A 22,875-nucleotide genomic window follows, 5' to 3' on the forward strand; every position below is an offset into this window, starting at 1 on the left:
GGCCGCTGCATGGTGGTGCCCGGGTTTACTGCGCTTGCAATTCCAGCCGGTAGCCAAAGCCGCGAATCGACCGCAGGGCCACGCCATGGGGCTCCAGCTTGCCGCGCAGCCGCGACACATACACCTCGACAGCGTTGGGCGTGATTTCCTTGTCCCAGCCGGTCAGCGCCTGCAGCAGTTTGTCTTTGCTGGCCGGTTTGGGGGCGTGGATCAGCAGGTATTCCAGCACCGTCCATTCGCGCGGGCCGAGATCAATCACCTGCTCGGTGTCGTTCGACCGGATGCTCGCGCGGCGCCCCGCCGTGTCGAGCTCGAGCGGGCCAAAACTCAGCACCGCCGTGGTGGCCGCCTGCGAGCGCCGCAACAACGCGCGCAACCGCGCCAACAACTCGGGCAACTCGAAGGGCTTGACCATGTAATCGTCAGCGCCCAGGTCCAGCCCCTGCACCCGGTCGTGCAAGGCATCGCGGGCTGTGAGAATCAGCACCGGCATGGCGGGACTGGCCATGCCGGGACGACGCAGACGGCGGGTGAGCTCGAGCCCATCCATGGCGGGCAGGCCGATGTCGATGATGGCTGCATCAAACGACTCGGTGCGCAGCACTTCTTCAGCGCGCTCGCCACTGCCCACCCAATCGACGGCATAACCCGCGTCGGTAAGCCCCAGCTTGATGCCGCTGGCCACCATAACGTCGTCTTCGACCAGCAACAAGCGCATGTCAGTGCCACCCTGCGCCAGGGGTGGCTCGCAGTTGCTGGTACGAACGAGCGTCCCCCACCTGGCCGTGGCCCGTGACACTGGCGCGGCCGAGGCCAGCAGCCGACGCGCAAGGGCCGCCCCGCCGCGCTGGCGGCGTCCCCCTTGGGGGGGATGGCGCGAAGGGACTCAGGGGGGGCATATCAGTGGCTGCGAATCATGGTGCCGTAGGCCTGATCGGTCAGGATTTCCAGCAGCATGGCGTGCGGCACGCGGCCGTCGATGATGTGCACGGCATTCACACCGGCCCGGGCCGCATCCAGTGCACCCGCAATTTTGGGCAGCATGCCACCCGAAATGGTGCCATCGGCAAACAGCGCGTCAATCTCGCGCGCCGTGAGGTCGGTGAGCAGCTTGCCCGCCTTGTCCAGCACGCCGGGGGTGTTCGTCAGCAGCATCAGTTTTTCGGCCTGCAGCACCGTGGCCAGCTTACTGGCCACCACGTCGGCGTTGATGTTGTAGCTTTCGTTGTTTTCACCAAAACCAATGGGGCTGATGACCGGAATGAAGGCATCGTCTTGCAGCGCCTTGACCACGCTGGGGTCGATGGACACGATGTCGCCCACCTGGCCCACGTCATGCTCAATGCTCGGGTCCTTGTTGTCCACCATCTTGAGCTTTTGCGCGCGGATCATGCCGCCGTCGCGCCCCGTCAGGCCCACGGCCTTGCCGCCGGCCTGGTTGATCAGGCCCACAATGTCCTGCTGCACCTCGCCGGCCAGCACCCACTCCACCACTTCCATGGTTTCGGCGTCGGTCACGCGCATGCCCTGGATGAAATGGCCCTTCTTGCCAAGCCGGTTGAGCGCCGTCTCGATCTGCGGACCGCCCCCGTGCACCACCACCGGGTTCATGCCCACCAGCTTGAGCAGCACCACGTCCTCGGCAAAGTCGGCCTGCAGGTCGGGGTCGGTCATGGCGTTGCCGCCATATTTGATGACCATGGTCTTGCCATGGAACTTGCGGATATAGGGCAGCGCCTGGGCCAGAATTTCAGCCTTGTCGCGGGGTGCTATCGAAAGAAGGTCGGTCATGGAGGCGTGCCATCCGGTGAAAACAATGAGGCGCAAATTGTGCCGCATTCGGGCGCACTGCAGGCAAGGGGCGCTAGCCCATGCTCAGCGCCTCAACCACTCAGGCACTTTGAACCGCACGATGGCCATGTAGGCCATCACATAGCTGATCACGAACAGCCCACAAAACGCCATGAGCAAGGGGGTGTTGTTCCAGAACAGCACGGCTGGCACCACGGTCAGCAAAGTAAAGCCCCACAGGTAGGGCGACGTGCGGTTGTTGCGCATCAGCACTCTGCGCGATTCATCGTCGTGGAACACGCTGCGCACAATGCGCCGATAGATCAACTGGTGGAAATGCAGTGCATCGGCAACACCCGGCGACACCCCGCGAACCGTCTTGCGATAGATGGAAAACAAAGTCTCCCACACCGGGTAGATCAGCAGCAGCAAAGGGAACCAGGGCGAGACATCCGCGTTGCGCTGCACCAAGGAAATGCTGGCCATGGCAATCACCACACCCCAGATGTAGGCGCCACCATCTCCCGCGAACAACATGCCTCGGGGGTAATTCCACACCAGAAACCCACCGGTTGCAGCCGCAGTGCATACCAGCAGCGCCGCCAGTCCCCGGTCGCCCACCTGCAGCGCCACATGGGCCAGCGCAAGACAGACGATGATGGCCACCATGCCCGCCAGACCGTTGTAACCGTCAATGATGTTGAAGGCGTGGGGCAGCCCCGTCACGGCCAGCAGCGCAATGCCCAGACCCAGCCAGGGCGCAGCCAACAACAAGGTGTCCAGCCATGGCATGCCCAAGCGGGGCACCGCCATGTCCAACAAGCCGATGGCCAGCAAACCCGACATTCCGGTGAAGGCAAGTCGATAGCGCACGGTTAACCGTTGGGTCAGATCTTCGGCAATGCCACTCACAGCCGCCGGCAACACCACCAACAACCACAGCCCCACCCAGCCGCCCAACCGAAGAGAACCAGAGTCCCCCCACCATTGCGATTGCGCCACCCCCAGCACCCAGCTGCAACACATTCCCAACAGCACCGCAGCGCCACCTACGCGGGGCACATCTCCCAGATGAAAGCGCTGGGGCATGCCATTGCCATAAACGGACGCGTGTCCGCTCATCCAGCGGACGATAAGCCCCGCCACCAATGCTGCCACCATAAAAGCCACCAAAGACAACCAGATCATGAGCGGCCGATGGTACCTGCGCCATTGGCTTGCGCACGTAACAATTGGCACGCCTGCCTGTACACCGAGGAGCGCCATAGGTGAAGCAAACTTTGCACATGCCATCGCAGATGCTCCCAGCGCCTTTGACTGGCACGCTGCCCAGCATGAACCACTTGGACGGGCGCACGAACCAAATCGAGACCAACAAGGCGAAGACGCAAGCACAAATCCACGTCTTCACAATACATAAAGTATGCCTCGTCAAATCCACCCAGCGTCTGCCACACCGGCTGTGGCAGCACCAGACAAGCTGCATTAACCCAATCCGCTTTAGTTTCGCGCCGCCCCGTAACATGGCGCCGCAACAGCACCCAGGGTGTGGGTAATTCACGCTCACTGTCTTGGAAGCGGCCCTGCGCATCTAGCTGCCCAGGGTAGGCGCACCCCGTACCGGGCATAGAAGCCGAACGCACGAGCGCAACAAAAGGATCGCCCCCGGCCAACTCCACGTCAGGGTTGAGCACACACACAAACGGCTCTCTCGCCCCCGCAAGCGCCCGGTTGTGATTCGTGCCAAAGCCCGCGGGCTGCGCATTGATGATGACTTGTAACGCAAACGGCCAACCTTCCGCGGGCCGCGCAGGCTCGGCTTCAGGCAGGTTTAGCGTCAGCACTACGCGTGCAATCACTCCAGAGTTAAGCCGTGCCAACGTCCAAATCAACTTTTGCACCATGGCTCCATGCCCATGGCTCACAATGGAAACAACCAAAGCACCAACATGGCATGGGGGAGTAACCGGCATGCCCGGAGACTGGAATGAGGATTTCATGAAGGGTCCATTGTCCTCTGACTGCCTCCTCCATCCGGCTTGGACCGCTTTGTCTTTCAGACTGTCACCTGCCTGGCATCCCTGAAGCTCACAGGATCGACGATGCAGGGTCAAACGCATTCGACGGTTAACAATCGGAGGCGATAATGGAAACATGTATTCTGTACGCCGATACTTTGGGCTGATCGCTCGAGCAGCAACTTTTGTAGCAGCCATCGGCTGCCCAGCGCTTCCGCAGGCGCAAACTACGCACCAATCCGCGAAGGTCGGTTTGGCCCTCCCCGCAGGAGCCTCATCAAAAAAAGCGGATGAGTTCCTCGCAACGCTTCGTCCTCCCACATCCATCCAGGCTCTGGAAAGCGGAAACGATTTACTCCTTGATTTTCCGGCCATTGCACCTGCAGGCCCCATCCGCTTCAAGGCTGTCAGTGCCATGCCTCGCACAGACGGCATATGGCTTTTAAGTCTGAGCCCTCAGCCGGAGAGTGGTATCGCACTTTTCGCAACTGTCATGCTGGAACCCTCCGCACTGCCCGAAGCCACATTGCTATTGAACCTGGCCAAAACCCAGCCTATCTTGTTGGTTGTCCGCGCTGGCGGAAAGTACTACGGGTTGCAACGGGAAATCAAGATTGGGGTTCCTATGCCCACCCCCACTGCAAAGTAGTCATGTCCAAGGCACAAACACTCTCGTTCATAGAGCATCTACAACACTGTGAGCTTCTTGACGAAAAGGGAGCCCAACAGCTTCGAAGCCTGACGCAAAAGAAATCAGATTCAGCGCTAGTGTCGTGAGTTAGAAGTTCATTGAACTAGTGATCGCATGTCGAGTCAATCGTGTACCGTGTGCACACGAGGAGGCTGCAATGCGTGGACGACCCAAGACGCAACTGGTACTGACGCCAGTCGAGCTTGAGCAGCTCACAGCGCTGACGCTGCGGCGCAAGACCGCGCAGGCGTTGGCGCTGCGGGCGCGCATCGTCCTGGCCTGTGCTCAGGGCACCGACAACAAAGTGGTTGCGAGCCGCCAACGCGTGACGCCCCAAACCGTCTCAAAGTGGCGCGCCCGATTCGTGCAGGATCGGCTAGACGGACTTCTTGATGCCCCTCGCTCTGGTGCGCCGCGCACCCTCGATGACGCTCGTGTGGATGCTGTGATCGCCAAGACGCTGGAGAGCGTGCCCCAAGCAGCCACGCACTGGAGCACCCGCACCATGGCACGCGAAGCTGGCTTGTCGCAGACGGCGGTATCGCGCATCTGGCGCGCATTCGGACTGCAGCCCCATCGACAGGAGACCTTCAAGCTCTCCAGCGATCCGCTGTTCGTTGAGAAGGTACGCGACATCGTGGGGCTGTACATGGATCCGCCACTGAAGGCCATGGTGTTGTGCGTGGATGAGAAGAGCCAGATCCAGGCGCTGGATCGCACGCAGCCGCTGCTGCCCTTGGCTCCGGGCATCGCCGAGCGGCGCACACATGACTACGAGCGCCATGGCACGACGACACTTTTTGCAGCGTTGGACATCGCCACTGGAGCCGTCATCGGGGATCTTCATCGACGCCACCGCAGCAGCGAGTTCCTGCAGTTTCTGCGCACCATCGAGAGCAATGTGCCGCAGGCTCTGGAGATCCACCTGGTAATGGACAACTACGGCACACACAAGACGCCCGCCATCAAGAACTGGCTTACTCGGCACCCTCGTTTTCACGCGCACTTCACGCCGACCTCTGCGTCCTGGCTGAACCAGGTCGAGCGCTGGTTCGCCACTCTGACGCTGAAGTACATTCGCCGCAGCACCCACCGATCAACCCGTCAACTCGAGCAGGCAATCAGGCACTACATCAAGGTCAACAACGACGACCCCAAACCATTCGTCTGGTCAAAGACTGCCGATGACATCCTCGCGAGTGTCGAAAGATTTTGTCTGCGAACTTCTAACTCACGACACTAGCCACACTTGGCACGCAGCCCAAGCAGGCAGCGAGGGGCGCGCGAGCGCAACCCATGCTGCCATGGCGCGCGGGCCAGCTGCATAGCGCAAAATATCAGGGCAAGATGGCAGACCGTAGGCTTACGATGCCTTCAGCGCACCGAAACCCAAACGCCGGCACCGATGAGCGCAGCTCCCAGCAGCGACTGCAGACGAAGCGGCTCAGCCAACAGATAGTGCCCCAGCACGGGCACAAAAATAAAAGCCAGCGCCACGAACGGGTACGCCAGGTTCAGCGGCACCTTGCGCAGCACCAACAGCCACAGCACCGTGGCCACAAAGTACACCGCCAAGGCCACGATCAGCCACTTGTTAAGCAGCACAGCGCCCACAAAGCCTTTTTGGGCAATGTCGATGCCATTGGCGGCAAATTTGAACAACACCTGACCTACCGCCAGCATGAAAACGGTGCCAATGATGGCGGCCAGGCTAACGGGCGTCATGGGGCACCTTTTCTTTGCGGCCGAGCCGCACACTTTGGGTCAAATGCAATGGCCGGGTGGGCAAGGCCGCCATGTCGGCGGCCAGGAAGGCGAGCACAAATTGCAGCCCCGCCAAAAGCAGCACGGCCGACAGCACGACCGTGCCTGCCGGGGTGGTCACACCGGCAGCGGCAGACTGTATCCAGTGGTAGCCCCCATAGGTCACAGCGGCGAGCAACAGGAGCACCCCCAGCGGAAGCTCCAGCGATGCAATGGACACGTTGCGCAGATAGTGGTTGTAAAAAACACGCTTGGCACTGTTGCGCAGGTGCTTCACCAGAAATTCACCCACGATTTTGCGTATATGAAGGCCGCTAACTGAGCTGCCCGCTGTTTTTCGTCTTCCAAGGTTCGATGATTAATATTGAGACTTGAAGGACGAGAAGTGAAGAAGATACCGAAACGAGAGTACACGGCTGAGTTCAAGGAGCAGGGCGTCAAGCACGCTCAGGCGATGGGCATCGTGGTGGCTGCCAAAGAGCTGGGCCTGGTCGAGCAGACGCTGCGCAACTGGGTGAAAGCGTCGGCAGCCGGCAAGCTAACGGCACCCGGTACCAAGCCGGTGACGCCCGAACAGATGGAGCTGTCCAGGCTGCGCGCGGAGAACGCGCAGCTGAAGATGCACGTCGACATCTTAAAAAAAGCGACGGCGTACTTTGCAAAGGATGCGCTGTGAAGTACGCCTGGATCGACGCGCAGCGCCGCGAATTTCCCCTGCCAGACATGTGCGATGTGCTGACCGTGAGCATCAGCGGTTACCGTGCCTGGCGCCGTGGCGGCACGCCCGACCGTACGCGCTTGACGGACCCGCTGGCCGTGGCCTTGATCAAGAGCATCCATGCCGAAGTGAAGGCCTCCTACGGCTCGAGGCGCATGCACCGGGAACTGCAGGGCCGAGGCCAGCGCATTGGCCTGCGCCGCGTAGAGCGGCTGATGCGCGAGCACGGTATCCGGGCACGCCACAAGCGGCGCTTCAAGGCCACGACGGACTCCAAACATTCAATGCCGGTGGCACCCAACCTGCTGGCGCGCAACTTCACGCCGGAGGCACCGAACCGGGTGTGGACGGGCGACATCACCTACATTCAGACGGGCGAAGGCTGGCTGTACTTGGCCGTCGTGCTTGATCTGTTTAACCGCGAGGTCGTCGGCTGGTCGATCAAGCCGCGCATGACAGCCGATATCGTCACCGACGCGCTGACAATGGCCTGGTTCCGGCGCAAGCCCGAAGCTGGGGTGATGTTTCACAGTGACCGCGGTAGCCAGTACGCCAGCCAGGCCATGAGCGCCAAGCTCACCGCATACGACATGACGGCGTCGATGAGCCGCAAGGGCAACTGCTGGGACAATGCGCCTACCGAAAGTTTCTTCAACAGTTTGAAGAACGAGCGGGTGCACGGTACGACCTATGCAACGCGGGCCGACGCGCAGGCCGATTTGTTCGAGTACATCGAGGTGTTCTATAACCGGAGGCGCCGCCACTCCACGCTAGGCTACAGCTCGCCAGTTCAGTTCTTCGAGAGCTGGATCAGCAAGCATGCTGCTCAGCAATCCCTGGCGGCATAAGTGCGACCCGCTGGAAGACGAAATTCGATGGGCACCTCAGATGCGCACCGGTGGCATGGTTCGCACTCCTTCCAGATCGAAAAAGCGGTTGCCCTTGGTGTAGTCGGCCTCGCCGTGGACGATGGGGGCGATGAAGTCGTCCAGGAGGGCCGGGTCCATCTGCCCATCGCCGTCGATCTTGACCAGGATGTCCATGCCATCCGCGATGGCTTGCTGGTACCCCGCCATGACAGCGCCACCGACGCCCTGGTTTTCGGCGTTGAAGCACACGCGCACGCGCGGGTCCTGGCAGTGCGTCTGGATGTAGCGGCCAGACCCGTCGGGGCAACAATCATCCACGGCATAGATGGCATGCACCTGTGGCCCGATTGATTCAATCACCCCCAGCACATGCCTGACAACCTTGTAGCAAGGAATGATGACCGCAACTTTGGCAACGCCCTGGGCGTCAGTTTGAAGATGGTTTTTTTGCATAGAGATAGCCGGGCCCTGCATTCAGCAGCAAATCGAAATGTTCACCATAGTCTGCCGCGTCGAAAGCGAAGGAGCCACTGTGAATGAGCAATAGATTGACGTCATTTTTCTGCATGCGCGCCAGCACCTCTGGGGCTGGCCGCATGTGCCAGCTGCCATCCTGAAAAATCGCGTAATCAGGAAAACGGTCTTTGCCAAACCAGTCGCCCAGGAGCTGGCCGTTGTAGAAGTAATGGGCGTTTTCATAGCCCACATTCATCATCTGCCAGCCATACTGCGCAGCGACTTCATTGGCCTTTCTGGACAGCAGGTAGGCCGGCTGGGCATTGAGCTGGGCCCGTACCGCGGGTTGCTTGTGCCATTCCCGGGCCAGCGGTGCGGTGAGATAAATCACCCCCAGCCACACCGCCATGGTGACCAACAACGCCCGCTGGCGGGGGATTCGGCGTGTCAACAGCGCTGGCCATCCCGTGGCGCGGCAAAGCTCTTGCGCAACAGCCACAGCCAAAAAGCACGCCAGGGGCAATACCGGCATCAGGTATCGATTGACCTGAGACACATTGAACCAAAAGAGGCAGAACATCACCAGCACAGCCCAAAGCAGCACCACTTGCCTGGGCAGACGCGGAGCCAACACGACGGCGACAAGCGCGACCCAGATGACCTGAAGGTGCGCATGTGAAAAAGCTGCAAAGAAGTTGTACCAGTGCTTTGGCACCCCATGACGCGCCTGCTCATTCTGCTGCGACACCAGGTCCTCCAGACTCCACAGATAAAAACCAAACACTGGTCCGCCTACCGGGTGCACAGGGTCACCGGACAGCAGATAACTGCGCACATACCAACCTCCTGCTGCAGCCGCACATACCAGCCCGAATACCCACGGCGCCCGCCACTTGCGGCTGATGACCCAGATGGCAAGACCCAAAACCGCGGCAAACACCAGGCCCAACAATTTGATGCCCCCTGCGACTCCTGCGGCCAGCCCGGCAAAAATCAGCCAGCGGTTGCCCTGCATGCCATGGCGCTGCCACACGGCCACGCCAAGAAGGGCCGCTGTGCAAAAAAGCGCTACCCCGTAGTCCACGTAGGCGAACCCCAGTGTCTCTCGCACTGGAAGCAAGTTGAGATAGAGGGCACCAGCGATATAACCCCACGCACTGGAGCCCAGCAGCCATTGTGAAAACCCAACCAGGCCGACCAAGGTAACGAAGACGGGCAGAGTTGCAAGCATTTGGGCCAACAAATTGCCCGACAACAACAGTCCGGCGCCAAACAGCAGCTGCATATTGGCCGGGAAATAGGGGAAACGCAGGTATTCGCTGACGGCCAGGCCGTGATGCTCCACAAAGAGGCGCGCGAGAGGAAGGTGGTAAGACACGTCATCCCAATGCCCCGGGGCTTGAAAAGCCCTGAGCATGAGCAAAATAAAAATACCTATCAGAAAAATGGCATCCGACGCCGAGCGCAGGCTCGGTGGATAAAACCGAGGCGTATTGCCTTTCATCCAGCGCCAACACGCAGCTGCCGCCCCCAGCCCGGAAGTTCCAAACAGCAGCCACAGGATCTCCCCGGTCATTGCATGCACTAATGCCAACAGGGCGAGAACACCGATGAATGCGGTAAGTCCCAAGGTTTGCTGAAAGAAGATGCGCAGCAAGACTGGCAGTTCCTGATGAGCCTTGGGCGCTGTTGAAATGAGTGCCCCATACAGGCCCATACCCGTGGCCTGCACCCACGCAAGGGTCACCAGGCACCATGCCAAAGCAGTCAAAAAGTCAGTAGACATAGCGCATGGATTATTGTTTTATTTCAAGCATCAAGTTTCACTTTTAATCAGCACTTTTGATGACTCAAAAGCCGTTCAGGCGGCGCTGGTTAAACCCTTGGAAAAGCTCAGGGCGAACAGCCTCCCGCACTTCATCTAACCGTATCCGCTGTGCCGAGAGACGGTTACGCCCCCACATGGCACAGTGCATTTTGCTCAAACGCCTGCACCTTGGCCTCCAGCGCGGCCTGGGCGGTGGCAATGATTTCAGCGTAGTGGCTGTTCTGTATGCCCCATAGCGAAGAATGCAGTTCTTCGTGGTGGCCCACCAGAAACGGCAGGGTGGTAACGACTCGCAGTTGCTGTCGTGTCTGCAGGTAGCGGTCGATGGTGTTGGTTTCGGGGTCGGTGTTGGTTTCATCCCACTGCGCTAGCAGGCGCAATGCCGTGGGGGCGTAGGTGTTGTGTACCATGCTCATCATGCGGTCGATGGTTACAAACACCAATCCGCCCTGCCGCTCCACACCCAGCACGCGGGTGTCGGGGTGCATGATGGCCACCAGGCCCACAAACACATCCCACTGTCCGCTGTGCTGGGCCAAGTAGGCATCCACTACCGCCTTGTGCTCGGCGTAGTCGGGCAGAAAGAGCACATCGTCCTCCATGACTTCCAACTGCGGCCATTGGGCGGTCAGGGCTTGCTGGGCCAAATATTTGTAGCTGAGAGCGCAACCGGTCCAGCCGGGGCTGTAGCGAAGGCCATCAAACACCTGCACACCGGGCGCCTGGTGGCTGATGAACATGGCGCGGCGATGGGTGGTTTCGGGCAAGCTCAGCGCCAGGCACGTGCCGGGCAGTGGGGTCGTGCCCGTGAGTGCCTGAAACTGCGGGTAATCAAGCCAGCGCCGCGCCAGTAGCATGCGGTAGAGCATGAATTCAAAGTGTGCCTGTGAGGCAGCAACGGCCTCCTCACGCGCAGCCTGAGCGGCGGCACTTTGTTGCGGGCTGGCGCCAAGCACGTCACCAATGGCCTGCAGCAATGCGGGCACATCGCCTACCGGAACAAAGCGCACGGCACCTTCCAACGCGGAATGCTCTGACTGGTCGGCGCTGGTTTCGGAGACCACCGGCACGCCCAGCGACAGGCATTCATGGATGCGCGTGGTTTCGAGCAGTGCACCCTCGTAGTAATGCAAATTGACAACTACGCGTGCGCTGGCCATGGCGCGGTGCAGTTCTGGGCCAAACAGGTTGCCCACAATGCGCAGCTGATAACGCTCGCCAATGGCAGCGAGCAACTGCTGGCGGCGCGGGGCGTTGACGTCGCCGTAAAAAAGAACATCGCAGGGCACATCCAACCCCTGGGCATGCAGACTGTTGTGCCGCAGGTATTCGCCATAGCCCGCGAACCCACCCACCGGCACCAGAAAGGTGTGGGGATAGGCAATGCCACGCCCCTCCAGGAACTGCAGATTGGTTTGCGCATAATCGATGACTGCCAGGGAGTTTTCAAGGGTACTCAGGTAATCGGGCGTAAACCAGCGCGAGCTAACCGATTGCTCCATCTGGACCGCAATGCGCTTTTCGCCGGGTGGCAGGCGCTTGAACATTTGTGGGCAAACGACGAAGTAAGCATCATGAACAAAGCCCCCCTTGGGCGGCTCTGTCATCACGTCAACCGCAAACCCTGCTTTTTGCAAGCCATGTGCCAACAAATGCGCAACAAACAAGGTGTGGCGTGTGGCCATAACACCCACATGCCGCGTGCTGCCGGGAGCGATGTTCAACTGCTGTGCCATGGCGGCTTCACGGCGCACTGCAGTAACGCGACCAGCTAACGCCCGCCACTCACCCCGCAGCGCATAGCCTGCAGCTTTGCGCGCACGACGCAGCAGGATGCCTACCTGCCAGTGGCGGGCCAGTTGTCCAGCGGCACGCAGCCCGGCCGTAATGCGCCAGCTGCGTGAGGCGTAGATTTCCTGAACCACTGCCTTTTCTGCAGCAAGCTGCCGATTTGCATCAGACAACTGCTGGTTTGCAGAGGTAAGTTGCTGACTCAAATGGCGCGCTTCGACGTCGCGCATTTCAAGCAGCTGGTTGACTTGGCCAACGGTTTGCTCGGCTTGCGCATTGCGCCTCTGCAGCGCGAGTATTTGTTGGTTCACTTGGCCAACGGTTTGCTCGGCTTGCGCATTGCGCCTCTGCAGCGCGAGTATTTGTTGGTCCAGGTTTTCGATCCACAGATGCCGCTGCTGGCCCGACTTCTCCAGCAGGGCCTCACGCTCACTGGCGTCATGCAACTGGTTTTGCAGCATGAGCACTTCGGCTCGCTGCTCCAGGCGAGCACCCAGTACGGAAAAAACCCTGCGCGCTTCACCTTGATTCAATGCAATGTCCGGGTTGGCCGCCTGACTGCACAACTGCAGCAGTTCAACAGGCTGCCGACACCCCACCAGCAGAACACCCAAGCCATTGCTATGGGCGAAGTCGACCGAGGGATATTGTCCTGACAACTCTGCCCACAATCGGTGAACGCCGAAGTCATCGCGAAAAACATTGGTGTCGTGAAAGAGGACGACGCCGCGCGGCGACAGCTTCGGGAGCCAAGTTTCAAAATCATGGCGTACTGCTTCATAGGTGTGCAAGCCATCGATATGCAGCAGATCAACGCTGCCATCGGCAAATTGCGGCAGAGCCTCATCAAAGGTCATGCGCAGCAGGGTTGAAAACGCCGCATAGCGCGGGTCGTGTACCCGCTGGAGCGTCTGGTAGATAGTTTCGCCGTAGGCGCCAGCATGAGCGTCGCCCTGCCAAGTGTCCACGGCATACGCCTTGGTGGGCAGCCCCTGCTCTTGAATGGCTTGGCAAAATGCGAGATAAGAAATGCCCGAGTACGCACCCAGCTCCACCAGTATTTCAGGCTTTTGCGCCGCCACAAGCCAGGATCCAAACGGGATATGCCCCGCCCAAGGTGCGGGCACAGAAAAATGCTGGGGCTCCAGCAGAGCGGCTGATGTGATGTAGTTCATGAAAAAAACGAAAAGGCTCGGCGCAATCGAGTGTTGCTATCGTGCATCCATGGAAATTCGGGCCATGGGAATGCCCACCAGCCCGGCGGCGGTGCTGGTGGATTCGGAGCGGAAAGTGATCGCATCAAAAATCCACTGGTGCTGCACGTGCTCTTGCTGGGTGCCGTCGGCGATGGCAATGGTGATGCTGTAGTCGCCCACCGGCATGCGGGGCATCTGAAACTGGAACCTGGCACTCAGGGTCTGCCCCGTCTTACACTCGCAAGGCTGGTGTTCGTAGGTGACGAAAGTGTTGTCACCAAACAAGGTTTGACCCAGTCGATCTTTGACGACGAACCCAACAATCGGACGGCGCAGATGCTGCAGGGCCACAGCCTCCACCGCAAGTTCCACGTTTTCTCCGCCCACTGCCCACGCCAGAGCCCGCCCTTGGTCGTCGCGCAAGTCCACACGCACCACACGGCTTCCGCCCATTCCAAACGACGGAGCATCGGGATCGAACTCAAAAAGGCGCAAATCGTTGCGAAGGTTGCTGGCATTCAGGTAAGGCAGCCGCTGGTCGGCACGGGCTTCATCCGCTTTCAAGGCCGGGCTTTCCGAGACGTCAATGGCCTTATCCTGTGAGGCAATGACAGAGGGCAAAGTGCCGTCTGCCGCCAGGTCGGCCTGCTGGGCTTCGTAGTAGGCCTGCAGATAGTGCTCGCAAACACTTTTGGGATCACCCTGCTCGCGCACCTGACCTTTGTCGAGCCAAATGGCGTGATTGCACAGGCCTTTCACAGCAGCGGTGTCGTGGCTGACAAAAAGCACGGTGCCATGCTGCATGAAACCCCGCAGAAATCTCATGCATTTCTGGGTAAAAAAAGCATCTCCCACCGCCAAGGCTTCATCTATGACCAGAATGTCGGCATCCACATGGGCAATCACGGCGAACGCCAAGCGCACGAGCATGCCGCTGGAGTAGGTTTTGACAGGCTGATCCATGAAGTCGCCAATATCGGCAAAGGCTTCGATGTCGGCGAATTTTTCGCGGGTGCGATCTTCGCTTTGGCCCAACACTCCTGCGTTAAAAAACACATTTTCACGGCCTGTGAATTCAGGATTGAACCCAGAACCCAGCTCAAGCAGCGCCGCAACCCGGCCCTGCACCTCAATGGTCCCTTGTGTGGGGTGCAAGGTGCCACAAATCATCTGCAATAGAGTAGATTTTCCAGAGCCATTGCGTCCAATGACACCGATTGTTTGGCCCTTTTTTATTTCAAACGAAACATCACGCAACGCCCAAAATTCACGGTAGTAATGAATGGGCTTCAATCCCAACCAGCGCCGAAAACGTGGCAGAACAAACTGCCGCAATCGTTGCCCGGGCGTCGCGTAGATTTGAAAGCACTTGTGTAACGCGTTGACACGAATAGCCACAGGCGCAGTGCTCTGCGTATCAAAGGACATCGGCAAAACCCTTGCGTGTTTTTTGGAACCATGCAAAACCCAACCATGCAACGGCCACCGCAATAATCGCATAAAGCAACAGCCCAGACCAATGCGGCTCATGCCCCCACACCAGCACCGCACGCACTTGCTCAATAATAAAAGTCAAAGGATTCAGACGCATCCATGGCTGCAATGATGCAGGCAAAGACTCAACGGGAAAAAACACCGGAGACATAAAAAGCATGACGGATGTGATCAGACCAATCGTTTGCCCCACATCACGCGCAAAAACGCCCAAGGATGCCAGCGCCCAAGACAGCCCCAAAATTAATATCAGCAAAGGCAGGATAACCAGCGGGAAAAACAATGCAGTCATGGGCACCGAACCCATGAAAAAAAACTTTGCCACAAGCAATACCGCAACACTCACCAGCCCATGAAAAACTGCAGCGACCAGCTGTACTACCGGCAATATCTCCAGAGGGAATACCACTTTTTTTACGTAATTAACATTACCCAGTACCAATTGGGGAGCACGGTTGATTACTTCAGCAAACAGGGCATGAACAATAAGGCCCGCAAAGAGGACTATCGCGAATTGCGTGCGCGACTCTTCCCCAGCACCCCAACGGGCCTTAAACACCACCGAGAACACGAAGGTGTAAATAGCCAGCATAAACAACGGGGTTAGAAATGACCACACCAGTCCCAAGGCAGAGCCCCGATATCGGCCAATCACTTCGCGCTGGCTCATTCTGGCAATTAATTGCCGATGCACCCACAAAGTGCGAAACATTCCCTGCAGCGAGGCAGGTGGCTCAGCGTGAGGATTCATTAATTAAAACAGTCCGCATTAGCCAACGAGCACCCTGCGCTGTCCTTGGCAGACAACACTGGCGCCATTCCAATGTCCGGCCAATCAATTGTGAGATCAGGGGCATTCCACGCGATACACCGCTCGTATTCTGGCGCGTAATAGTCGGTAGTCTTGTACAAAAATTCCGCGGTATCGCTGAGCACCATGAAGCCGTGCGCAAAGCCTGGCGGCACCCACAGCTGGCGGTGGTTGTCTGCGCTCAACTCTGCGCCCACCCATTGGCCGAAGGTGGGTGAGCTTTTGCGGATGTCCACCGCCACGTCGAACACGGCGCCCTGCACCACGCGCACGAGCTTGCCTTGGGGCTGGTGAATCTGGTAGTGCAGGCCGCGCAGCACACCTTTGCTGCTGCGGCTGTGGTTGTCCTGCACGAACTGGTAGTCGGTGCCGGTGGCCTGGCTGAAGGCGCGCTGGTTGAAGCTTTCGTAAAAGAACCCGCGTGCGTCGCCGAACACCTTGGGTTCGATCAGCACAACGTCGGGGATGGCGAGTCGGGTGGCTTGCATGCAGGTCTCAGTAGATGGTTTCTTGGGCAATGCGCAGCAGGTATTGTCCGTAGCCGTTCTTGGCTAAAGGCTTGGCCAGTTTCTCCAACTGCACCCCGTCAATCCAGCGCTGGCGCCAGGCGATCTCTTCGGGGCAGGCGATCTTCAGGCCCTGGCGGCGCTCGAGCGTGGCGATGAACTGGCCGGCTTCAAGGAGGCTGTCGTGTGTGCCGGTGTCGAGCCAGGCGTAGCCCCGTCCCATGATTTCGACGTTGAGCCTGCCTTGCTCCAGGTACAGACGGTTGAGGTCGGTGATTTCCAGCTCGCCGCGCGGCGAGGGTGCCAGGGCCTTGGCCAGATCGACCACCTGGTTGTCATAGAAGTACAGCCCCGTGACGGCGTAGCTGGACTTGGGTGCCACGGGCTTTTCTTCGAGCGAGAGCACTTTGCCGGCGGCGTCGAACTCGGCCACGCCATAGCGCTCGGGGTCTTGCACATGGTAGGCAAACACGCTGGCGCCCTGCTGGCGTTGCATGGCGTTGCCCAGCAGCAGGTGCATGTCGTGGCCATAGAACAGGTTGTCGCCCAGCACCAGCGCACTGGGGTGGTTGCCGATGAAGTCTTCGCCAATGATGAATGCCTGCGCCAGGCCGTCGGGGCTGGGCTGCACGGCGTATTGCAGGTGGATGCCCCACTGGCTGCCGTCGCCCAGCAGTTGCTCGAAGCGAGGCGTGTCTTGCGGCGTGCTGATGATGAGGATGTCGCGAATGCCGGCCAGCATGAGGGTGCTGAGCGGGTAATAGATCATTGGTTTGTCGTACACCGGCAGCAGTTGCTTGCTGATGGCCAGCGTGGCCGGGTGCAGGCGGGTGCCGGAGCCGCCGGCAAGGATGATGCCTTTGCGGGTGGTGGCTGGGGTGGTTTGGAAAGTATTCATGGCGGGGACTGATGACCTTGATTCAGTGTTTTTTTTCGGTATGCGCCAAGCCCAATTCTGCGGCGATGGCGTGCAGCCTCTTGTCCCGCGTCCAGAGCAAATGCGCACCCAGCCGGGTGGCTGCCAGCAGGTGCATATCCACATAGCCTATGCCGCGCCCCATCAGCGCGTGCGCGTCCATAAAAAACAGCACTTCCTTGTCGGTGGCCACCTGGAGTTGGGGCAGCGCCTGCAGCAGGCCCAGCACCTCAGCGCGTGCTTGCAAGTTTCCACAGGCCAACTCTCCCACCACAAATGGATGCATATCCACCTGCCCGACCTGAAGTGCTGCCGTCAGCTCAGCTTCACCATGGCGCAAATGGTCAATCCACACGGATGTGTCCACCAACATCACGCTTGAGGCTCTCGGCGGCGGGGAATGGGCTGCAATTGGGGTTCGGTCCCGCCGAGCCGGGCCAGACGGCGCGCGCTCTCGCGCTGCACCAGCGCCCGGAGTGCTTCGCGGATCAACTGGGTGCGTTCAGTCAAACCACTGATCTGCTGCGCCTGCGCGAGCAATTCATCGTCAAGAGTGAGTGTGGTACGCATGAGTTCCTCCAATGGACATCACACAATGCATCGAATATCGCATCAAGTGATGGCCGATTTTATGCCAATGCCTCTTGCAGCATACGTGCCACGCCCTGCTGCCAGTGGGGCAGCGTGAGGCCGAAGGTGGCTTGCAGTTTTTGGGTATTCAGGCGCGAGTTGTGCGGGCGCCGGGCGGGCGTGGGGAAGGCGCTGGTGGGCACGGGCGCCACCTCACTTGCTCTTATTTTGATAGCTTTTTGCGCTTCCTGTGCCTGGGCTAGAACGTATTTTGCGTACAAATGCCAGTTGGTCTCGCCACCGGCCACCAAGTGGTACAGGCCGGCATCCTGCGGGCGGGCCTGCAGGTGGCGGATGGCGTGCGCGGTGACGTCGGCCAGCAGGTCGGCACCGGTGGGCGCGCCCCATTGGTCGTCGATGACGGTCAGGCGCTCGCGCTCTTGTGCCAGGCGCAGCATGGTCTTGGCGAAGTTGCCGCCGCGCGCGGCGTAGACCCAGCTGGTGCGCAGGATCAGGTGCTTGCAATCCGACTGCTGGATGCGTTGCTCGCCTTCCAGCTTGGTGCGGCCGTAGACGCTCAGCGGTGCCGGGGCATCGGTTTCCACCCAGGGGCGGGTGCCGCTGCCGTCGAACACGTAGTCGGTGCTGTAGTGCACCAGCCAGGCGCCTAGGCGGGCAGCCTCCTGGGCCAGCACGCCGGGCGCGGTGGCGTTGAGGGTGCGGGCAAAGTCGGGTTCGCTCTCGGCCTTGTCCACCGCGGTGTGGGCGGCGGCGTTGACGATGATGTCGGGGCGCAGCGCGCGCACGGTGTCGGCAAGGCCTGCGGAGTTGCTGAAGTCGCCGCAGTGCTCGGTGCTGTCAAAGTCGAGTGCGGTGACTTGGCCCAGCACCGAGAGGCTGCGCTGCAGCTCCCAGCCGACCTGGCCACCTTTGCCCAAGAGGAGGATGTTCATGCGCTGGCGGGGGCGGTGGCGGTGGCCGAGGAAGCAGCTGGGGCTTCCTGGTACTGGGTCTGCACCCATTCGCGGTAGGCGCCGGTCTGCACGTTGGCCACCCAGTCGGCGTTGTCGAGGTACCACTGAACGGTTTTGCGGATGCCGGTGTCAAACGTCTCGGTGGGCTTCCAGCCCAGTTCGCGTTCAATCTTGCGGGCGTCGATGGCGTAGCGGCGGTCGTGGCCGGGGCGGTCTTTGACGTAGGTGATCTGGCTGCGGTAGCTTTGCCCGTCGGTGCGGGGGCGCAGCTCGTCGAGTAAAGCGCACACGGTGTTGACGATGTCGATGTTGGGTTTTTCGTTCCAGCCGCCCACGTTGTAGGTTTCACCCAGCTTGCCCGCTTCGAGCACGCGGCGGATGGCGCTGCAGTGGTCGCGCACATAGAGCCAGTCGCGCACCTGCATGCCGTCGCCGTACACGGGCAGGTTTTTACCGGCCAGGGCGTTGACGATCATGAGGGGGATGAGTTTTTCTGGAAAGTGCAGCGGGCCGTAGTTGTTGCTGCAGTTGGTGGTGAGCACGGGCAGGCCGTAGGTGTGGTGCCAGGCGCGTACGAGGTGGTCGCTGGCGGCCTTGCTGGCCGAGTACGGGCTGTTGGGCTCGTAGGTGTGCTCTTCGGTAAACGCGGGCGCATTGGCCGACAGGGTGCCGTAGACCTCGTCGGTACTCACATGCAGGAACTTGAATGCTTCTTTTTTGATAGCTGGTAGCGCTTGCCAGTAGTGCCGCACGGCCTCCAAAAGCCTGAAAGTGCCCAGCACGTTGGTCTGGATGAAGTCTTCGGGGCCGTGGATGGAGCGGTCTACGTGCGATTCGGCCGCAAAGTTGATCACGGCGCGCGGCTGGTGCTCGGCCAGCAGGCGGGCCACCAGGGCGGTGTCGCCAATGTCGCCTTGCACGAAGACGTGGCGCGCATCGCCTTGCAGGCTGGCCAGGTTGTGCAGGTTGCCGGCGTAGGTGAGTTTGTCGAGGTTGAGCACCGGCTCGTCGCAGGTGGCAAGCCAGTCAAGAACAAAGTTGGCGCCAATGAAGCCGGCGCCGCCGGTGACAAGAATCATGATGTGAACCGAGGAAGCAGCCTGTCGGCAAAGTCGCGAATTATCCCACCCGCTCGCGGCACGCACGTAACCAAGCGCAGCGCTTGCCCGGCACGACCGGCGCCAGCCGCGTCCACTGCACTTTTAGGAGCACACCCCTACACCGGCAGCCCCACGCGGCGTAAAGTGCATTTTTGTGCCAGCGGCAAGGGGCCCTGGCAACCCACCCTTACCCATTCCGGAGTCCCCATGGCCAAGAAAATGCAAAAGACCAGCAACGACAAAAAGCAGAGCAATGCCCAACTGTCCAGCACCGTCAAGGATTCGGCGCAGCAAATCTGGCTGGCGGGCCTGGGGGCCTTCTCGAAGGCGCAGGAAGAAGGCGGCAAGGTGTTTGAAGCCCTGGTCAAGGAAGGCATGACCATTCAGCGCAAGACGCAGGCCGTGGCCGAAGAGAAGATTACTGAAGCCACCAACCGCATGACGCACATGGCCAGCGACATCGGCTCCAAGGCCCAGGGGCAGTGGGACAAGCTGGAGAACATTTTTGAAGAGCGTGTGGCCAAGGCCCTCGGCAAGCTGGGTGTGCCCTCGGCCCGCGACATCGAGGCGCTGCATGCACGCATCGAGGCGCTGACCAAGGCTGTGGGCAAATCCGCAAGCGCAAAGACCACGGCGAAGCCGGCAGCCAAGACCGCAACGAAAGCCCAACCTGCCGCACCGGTGGCACCCAAGGCCGCCCCGCGCAAGGCAGCCGCCAAGCCCGCCGTGAAAGCGGCTGCCGCCAAAAAGGCCGCTGCAAAGCCGCGCACGCCTGCGGCCCCCAAGGCCGTTACCGAGCCAGATACGCTCTCGGCGAACTGAGCACTACCGGCCCATGCCGGGTTCCGGCCTCTGGGGTCAAAGCGACTGACACGCCCGTGCGTGCAGTCGCTTTTTTCTTGCCTCTCAACGCTCCACCGCAGCGCGGCAACCAGGCCGATGCGCCCACAAGCCGCGCCAGCGCTGCGCCTCGATGCTGCATTGCAGCAAATGCGGCTCGGTTAGAGTAGCCACAAGAGAGCAAGAAACAACGACATCAAAGGGCATGCATCCATGGTGAAGAAAGCGCCGCGCCGCACTGCCGAACGCATCCTGGAAGCATCGCTGGACCTGTTCAACCGGTTTGGCGAACCCAACGTTTCCACCACGCTCATCTCGGCCGAGCTGCGCATCAGCCCCGGCAATCTTTACTACCACTACCCGGCCAAGGACGAGCTCATCAATGCGCTCTTTGACCGGTATGAACACGCGCTGAACGAATTGCTGGGTGCCGGCGACAGCGTGCGCAATGTGGAGGACGCCTGGTTTTTCATGCACACGCTGTTTGAAATCATCTGGCAATACCGCTTTTTGTACCGCGATCTCAATGACTTGCTGTCCAAGAACCGCCGGCTGGAAACACATTTCCAGACCATCCTGAAAAGCAAGACCCGCGCGGTGCGAGCCATGCTTGACGGCATGGGCCGTGCAGGCGCCTTGCGCATCGAAGCGAGCGACCAGAAGGCCACGGCCACCAGCATGGTGGTGGTGCTGACCTATTGGCTCAGCTTCGAATATGTGCAGGACCCACGCCACGCACTCGAGCCCGAGAGCGCCCAGGCCGCAATGCAGCGGGGAGCGCACCATGCGCTGACCCTGCTCATGCCGTATCTGGAAGACGGACAACGGGCGCATCTGCAGCACATCGTGGCCGCCTACGCGCCGGCAAATGGCTAAACGCCAAGCGCAACAACCCCTACCGAGGAGACACACCATGGCCCGATGGACCCCTTTCCCCCATGCTGGTGACTACCGGTTTGATGTGGCCAGCGTGAAGAATCTGTGGAGCCAGCTGCACTGCGGCGATGCCGAGCCCTGCCCCCACGATGCCGCCGTGCTGCAGGCCTGGGCCCTGTACCACAACGGCGAATTTGAGCAAGCGGCGGCAGCGGGCCTGGGCGCAGGCGGGCCGGGCATCACGGTGGCCAACAAGGCCACCGCAATTTACGCCAACTACCTTGAGCCCAAGGAAAAAACCCGCCTTGATCTGTTCATGCAGGTGGCCGAGCGCGCCCAAGCCCAGGCGGCCCAGGAGCCAGCCAACGCCAACGCCTGGTACTGGCATGCCTACGCACTGGGCCGCTACAGCCAGGGCATCAGCGTGGGCAAGGCGCTGGCACAAGGGCTGGGCGGCAAGGTCAAGAATGCGCTGGAGACAGCCATTGCCCTGTCGCCCCGACATGCCGATGCCCGGATTGCACTGGGCACCTTCCATGCCGAGGTGATCGACAAGGTGGGCGCGCTGATTGGCGGTATGACCTATGGTGCCAAGAAAGACACAAGCCTTCAGTTGTTTCAGGAAGCGCTGCGGATCCACCCGGGCTCAGCCATTGGCATGATCGAATATGCCAACGCGCTGGTGATGCTGGAAGGCGAGCCAAAAATGCAGCAGGCCACGCAGCTATATGAGCAGGCTGCTGCCTGTGAGCCCCGGGACGCGCGAGAGCGCCTCGACGTGGAAATGGCGCGCGTCGAACTGGAAGCAGACTGAAAGCATGGGCCAGCGCACCCGGTGCGGTGCAGTGGCAGGGCCCGGAGTGACTGGCTCAGCCGAAACGCCGTGCGGCGATCTCCAGCAGGCCGTCAAAAATCAGGTTGTCCACCAGCTCAAATGGGCGCGTCATGCTGGGCGCCATTTTCCAGCCGGCACCACCGGTCATGACGCACGCCGGCTCGGCGCCGCAGTGGGCAATGACATGCTGCACCATGCGCTCGACCGCCCCGGCAATGGCATAGGTGCCGCCGCTGGTCAAAGCATCGCTGGTGTTGGTGGGAAAAAGGCGCACCTCGCCCGTTGGCACATGCAGGCCGGCCGTGCCGGCCTCCAGGGCGCGCAGCATGATGCCGTGGCCGGGCAGGATCAGGCCGCCCAGAAAGCGCCCTTCTGTGTCGATGCATTCCACGGTGACCGCCGTGCCCACCATCACCACCACGATGGGGCGCGCGGGGCCCTTTGCCAGCACATGGTGGCGCGCACCGATCATGGCCACCCAGCGGTCCGAGCCCAGACGTGAAGGGTAGTCGTACCCGTTGGTGACACCGGCCTCGTGCGCAGACGACACCACCCATTGCGCCGGCACATCCCACAGTTCCATCTGGTCTTGCACGCGGCGTTTGACGGCATCGCCCGCCACCACGCACCCCAGCATGCGGCTGGGCGCCGACAGTTGCGCCCACGAGCCTTCGGCCAGGCGGTCGATGTGATCCAGGAACTCGGCGCCGTGCGCCAGCAACGCAGCGCCCGGGCGGTGAGCGTCGTACAACGCCCATTTGAGACGCGTGTTGCCGACGTCGATGGCCAAAAATGTCATGCGGCGCATTATCCAGAGTTTTTATTCCCCCC

The 22,875-nt window shown here is 60.5% G+C and carries 24 protein-coding genes and 2 pseudogenes; 7 read left to right on the forward strand and 19 right to left on the reverse strand.

Annotated features, from left to right (window positions below; genetic code table 11):
* Positions 1 to 25: 25 nt before the first annotated feature.
* From DTW89_RS04830 to DTW89_RS04845, 4 genes are all read right to left on the reverse strand, one after another.
* Positions 26 to 718, reverse strand: coding sequence for a response regulator transcription factor (locus DTW89_RS04830; protein WP_024813011.1), 693 nt, complete (start codon positions 716 to 718; stop codon positions 26 to 28).
* A 182-nt stretch (positions 719 to 900) separates the two neighbouring features.
* On the reverse strand, positions 901 to 1,791 hold the full coding sequence (argB, locus tag DTW89_RS04835; protein ID WP_024813012.1) for an acetylglutamate kinase: 891 nt from the start codon (positions 1,789 to 1,791) through the stop codon (positions 901 to 903).
* 84 nt (positions 1,792 to 1,875) lie between these two features.
* Positions 1,876 to 2,979 carry an MraY family glycosyltransferase gene (locus DTW89_RS04840; RefSeq protein ID WP_114655106.1) on the reverse strand — a complete coding sequence of 368 codons (1,104 nt, stop codon included), beginning with the start codon at positions 2,977 to 2,979 and terminating at the stop codon, positions 1,876 to 1,878.
* Positions 2,976 to 3,791, reverse strand: coding sequence for a glycosyltransferase family 2 protein (locus tag DTW89_RS04845; RefSeq protein WP_236637030.1), 816 nt, complete (start codon positions 3,789 to 3,791; stop codon positions 2,976 to 2,978). The genes DTW89_RS04840 and DTW89_RS04845 overlap by 4 nt, the downstream gene beginning before the upstream one ends.
* 154 nt (positions 3,792 to 3,945) lie before the next feature.
* Between DTW89_RS04845 and DTW89_RS19280 the strand changes: the two genes are divergently transcribed.
* Both DTW89_RS19280 and DTW89_RS04850 read left to right on the forward strand, forming a co-directional pair.
* Positions 3,946 to 4,458: a hypothetical protein gene (locus DTW89_RS19280; RefSeq protein ID WP_147277630.1), complete on the forward strand. Its 513-nt coding sequence runs from the start codon at positions 3,946 to 3,948 to the stop codon at positions 4,456 to 4,458.
* A gap of 199 nt (positions 4,459 to 4,657) precedes the next feature.
* Positions 4,658 to 5,743, forward strand: a complete 1,086-nt coding sequence (locus DTW89_RS04850) for an IS630 family transposase (protein ID WP_114655107.1) — start codon at positions 4,658 to 4,660, stop codon at positions 5,741 to 5,743.
* Between the two features lie 131 nt (positions 5,744 to 5,874).
* On the opposite strand, the gene DTW89_RS04855 is transcribed toward DTW89_RS04850, so the two are convergent.
* Both DTW89_RS04855 and DTW89_RS04860 read right to left on the reverse strand, forming a co-directional pair.
* Positions 5,875 to 6,225 carry a hypothetical protein gene (locus tag DTW89_RS04855; protein WP_236637031.1) on the reverse strand — a complete coding sequence of 117 codons (351 nt, stop codon included), beginning with the start codon at positions 6,223 to 6,225 and terminating at the stop codon, positions 5,875 to 5,877.
* A complete protein-coding gene (locus DTW89_RS04860; protein WP_114655108.1) occupies positions 6,212 to 6,556 on the reverse strand; it encodes a hypothetical protein in 345 nt (114 codons plus the stop codon). The genes DTW89_RS04855 and DTW89_RS04860 overlap by 14 nt, the downstream gene beginning before the upstream one ends.
* Before the next feature lie 93 nt (positions 6,557 to 6,649).
* Between DTW89_RS04860 and DTW89_RS04865 the strand changes: the two genes are divergently transcribed.
* Positions 6,650 to 7,830 (forward strand): IS3 family transposase gene (locus DTW89_RS04865; protein WP_114655109.1). Its coding sequence is split into 2 segments (ribosomal slippage): positions 6,650 to 6,896 and positions 6,896 to 7,830, totalling 1,182 coding nucleotides; the frame shifts between segments, so codons are not numbered across the junction.
* A gap of 39 nt (positions 7,831 to 7,869) precedes the next feature.
* Here the strand turns inward: DTW89_RS04865 and DTW89_RS04870 are convergent.
* From DTW89_RS04870 to DTW89_RS19630, 3 genes and pseudogenes are all read right to left on the reverse strand, one after another.
* Positions 7,870 to 8,304, reverse strand: a pseudogene (locus tag DTW89_RS04870) (glycosyltransferase family 2 protein); the annotation flags it as partial.
* Positions 8,279 to 10,093, reverse strand: coding sequence for a hypothetical protein (locus DTW89_RS04875; RefSeq protein ID WP_147277631.1), 1,815 nt, complete (start codon positions 10,091 to 10,093; stop codon positions 8,279 to 8,281). The pseudogene DTW89_RS04870 and the gene DTW89_RS04875, both read right to left, overlap by 26 nt.
* 164 nt (positions 10,094 to 10,257) lie before the next feature.
* Positions 10,258 to 12,099: a hypothetical protein gene (locus DTW89_RS19630; protein WP_236637032.1), complete on the reverse strand. Its 1,842-nt coding sequence runs from the start codon at positions 12,097 to 12,099 to the stop codon at positions 10,258 to 10,260.
* Between the two features lie 33 nt (positions 12,100 to 12,132).
* On the opposite strand from DTW89_RS19630, the gene DTW89_RS19635 reads away from it, so the two are divergent.
* Positions 12,133 to 12,582 (forward strand): hypothetical protein, encoded by a 450-nt coding sequence (locus DTW89_RS19635; protein WP_236637033.1) that lies wholly within the window; start codon positions 12,133 to 12,135, stop codon positions 12,580 to 12,582.
* Between the two features lie 108 nt (positions 12,583 to 12,690).
* On the opposite strand, the pseudogene DTW89_RS20040 reads toward DTW89_RS19635, so the two are convergent.
* From DTW89_RS20040 to rfbB, 9 genes and pseudogenes are all read right to left on the reverse strand, one after another.
* Positions 12,691 to 13,101 (reverse strand): annotated as a pseudogene (locus tag DTW89_RS20040) (class I SAM-dependent methyltransferase); the annotation flags it as partial.
* 36 nt (positions 13,102 to 13,137) lie between these two features.
* Positions 13,138 to 14,550: an ABC transporter ATP-binding protein gene (locus tag DTW89_RS04885; RefSeq protein ID WP_114655113.1), complete on the reverse strand. Its 1,413-nt coding sequence runs from the start codon at positions 14,548 to 14,550 to the stop codon at positions 13,138 to 13,140.
* Positions 14,540 to 15,367: an ABC transporter permease gene (locus DTW89_RS04890; RefSeq protein ID WP_114655114.1), complete on the reverse strand. Its 828-nt coding sequence runs from the start codon at positions 15,365 to 15,367 to the stop codon at positions 14,540 to 14,542. The genes DTW89_RS04885 and DTW89_RS04890 overlap by 11 nt, the downstream gene beginning before the upstream one ends.
* Positions 15,367 to 15,915, reverse strand: coding sequence for a dTDP-4-dehydrorhamnose 3,5-epimerase (gene rfbC / locus DTW89_RS04895; protein WP_114655115.1), 549 nt, complete (start codon positions 15,913 to 15,915; stop codon positions 15,367 to 15,369). Before rfbC ends, DTW89_RS04890 begins: the two co-directional genes overlap by 1 nt.
* Before the next feature lie 7 nt (positions 15,916 to 15,922).
* Positions 15,923 to 16,831, reverse strand: a complete 909-nt coding sequence (gene rfbA, locus DTW89_RS04900) for a glucose-1-phosphate thymidylyltransferase RfbA (RefSeq protein WP_114655116.1) — start codon at positions 16,829 to 16,831, stop codon at positions 15,923 to 15,925.
* A gap of 22 nt (positions 16,832 to 16,853) precedes the next feature.
* Positions 16,854 to 17,222, reverse strand: a complete 369-nt coding sequence (locus DTW89_RS04905; RefSeq protein WP_330862436.1) for a type II toxin-antitoxin system VapC family toxin — start codon at positions 17,220 to 17,222, stop codon at positions 16,854 to 16,856.
* Positions 17,222 to 17,419: a type II toxin-antitoxin system VapB family antitoxin gene (locus DTW89_RS04910; protein ID WP_111866461.1), complete on the reverse strand. Its 198-nt coding sequence runs from the start codon at positions 17,417 to 17,419 to the stop codon at positions 17,222 to 17,224. The genes DTW89_RS04905 and DTW89_RS04910 overlap by 1 nt, the downstream gene beginning before the upstream one ends.
* Positions 17,420 to 17,478: 59 nt before the next feature.
* On the reverse strand, positions 17,479 to 18,372 hold the full coding sequence (gene rfbD, locus DTW89_RS04915) for a dTDP-4-dehydrorhamnose reductase (RefSeq protein ID WP_114655117.1): 894 nt from the start codon (positions 18,370 to 18,372) through the stop codon (positions 17,479 to 17,481).
* Entirely contained in the window at positions 18,369 to 19,472 is a 1,104-nt protein-coding gene (gene rfbB, locus DTW89_RS04920) for a dTDP-glucose 4,6-dehydratase (protein ID WP_114655118.1), read from the reverse strand. The genes rfbD and rfbB overlap by 4 nt, the downstream gene beginning before the upstream one ends.
* A gap of 228 nt (positions 19,473 to 19,700) precedes the next feature.
* Between rfbB and DTW89_RS04925 the strand changes: the two genes are divergently transcribed.
* The 3 genes from DTW89_RS04925 (at position 19,701) to DTW89_RS04935 (ending at position 22,023) form a co-directional block, all read left to right on the forward strand.
* Complete coding sequence (locus DTW89_RS04925) at positions 19,701 to 20,315, forward strand: phasin family protein (protein WP_114655119.1); 615 nt, start codon at positions 19,701 to 19,703, stop codon at positions 20,313 to 20,315.
* Positions 20,316 to 20,546: 231 nt separating this feature from the next.
* A complete protein-coding gene (locus DTW89_RS04930) occupies positions 20,547 to 21,209 on the forward strand; it encodes a TetR/AcrR family transcriptional regulator (RefSeq protein ID WP_114655120.1) in 663 nt (220 codons plus the stop codon).
* A 37-nt stretch (positions 21,210 to 21,246) separates the two neighbouring features.
* Positions 21,247 to 22,023: a hypothetical protein gene (locus tag DTW89_RS04935; protein WP_114655121.1), complete on the forward strand. Its 777-nt coding sequence runs from the start codon at positions 21,247 to 21,249 to the stop codon at positions 22,021 to 22,023.
* 55 nt (positions 22,024 to 22,078) lie between these two features.
* Here the strand turns inward: DTW89_RS04935 and DTW89_RS04940 are convergent, their stop codons facing one another.
* Positions 22,079 to 22,843, reverse strand: coding sequence for a type III pantothenate kinase (locus DTW89_RS04940; RefSeq protein WP_114655151.1), 765 nt, complete (start codon positions 22,841 to 22,843; stop codon positions 22,079 to 22,081).
* Positions 22,844 to 22,875: the final 32 nt, after the last annotated feature.

It is taken from the genome of Acidovorax sp. BoFeN1, assembly GCF_003345135.1.
Classification (GTDB): domain Bacteria; phylum Pseudomonadota; class Gammaproteobacteria; order Burkholderiales; family Burkholderiaceae_C; genus Acidovorax; species Acidovorax defluvii.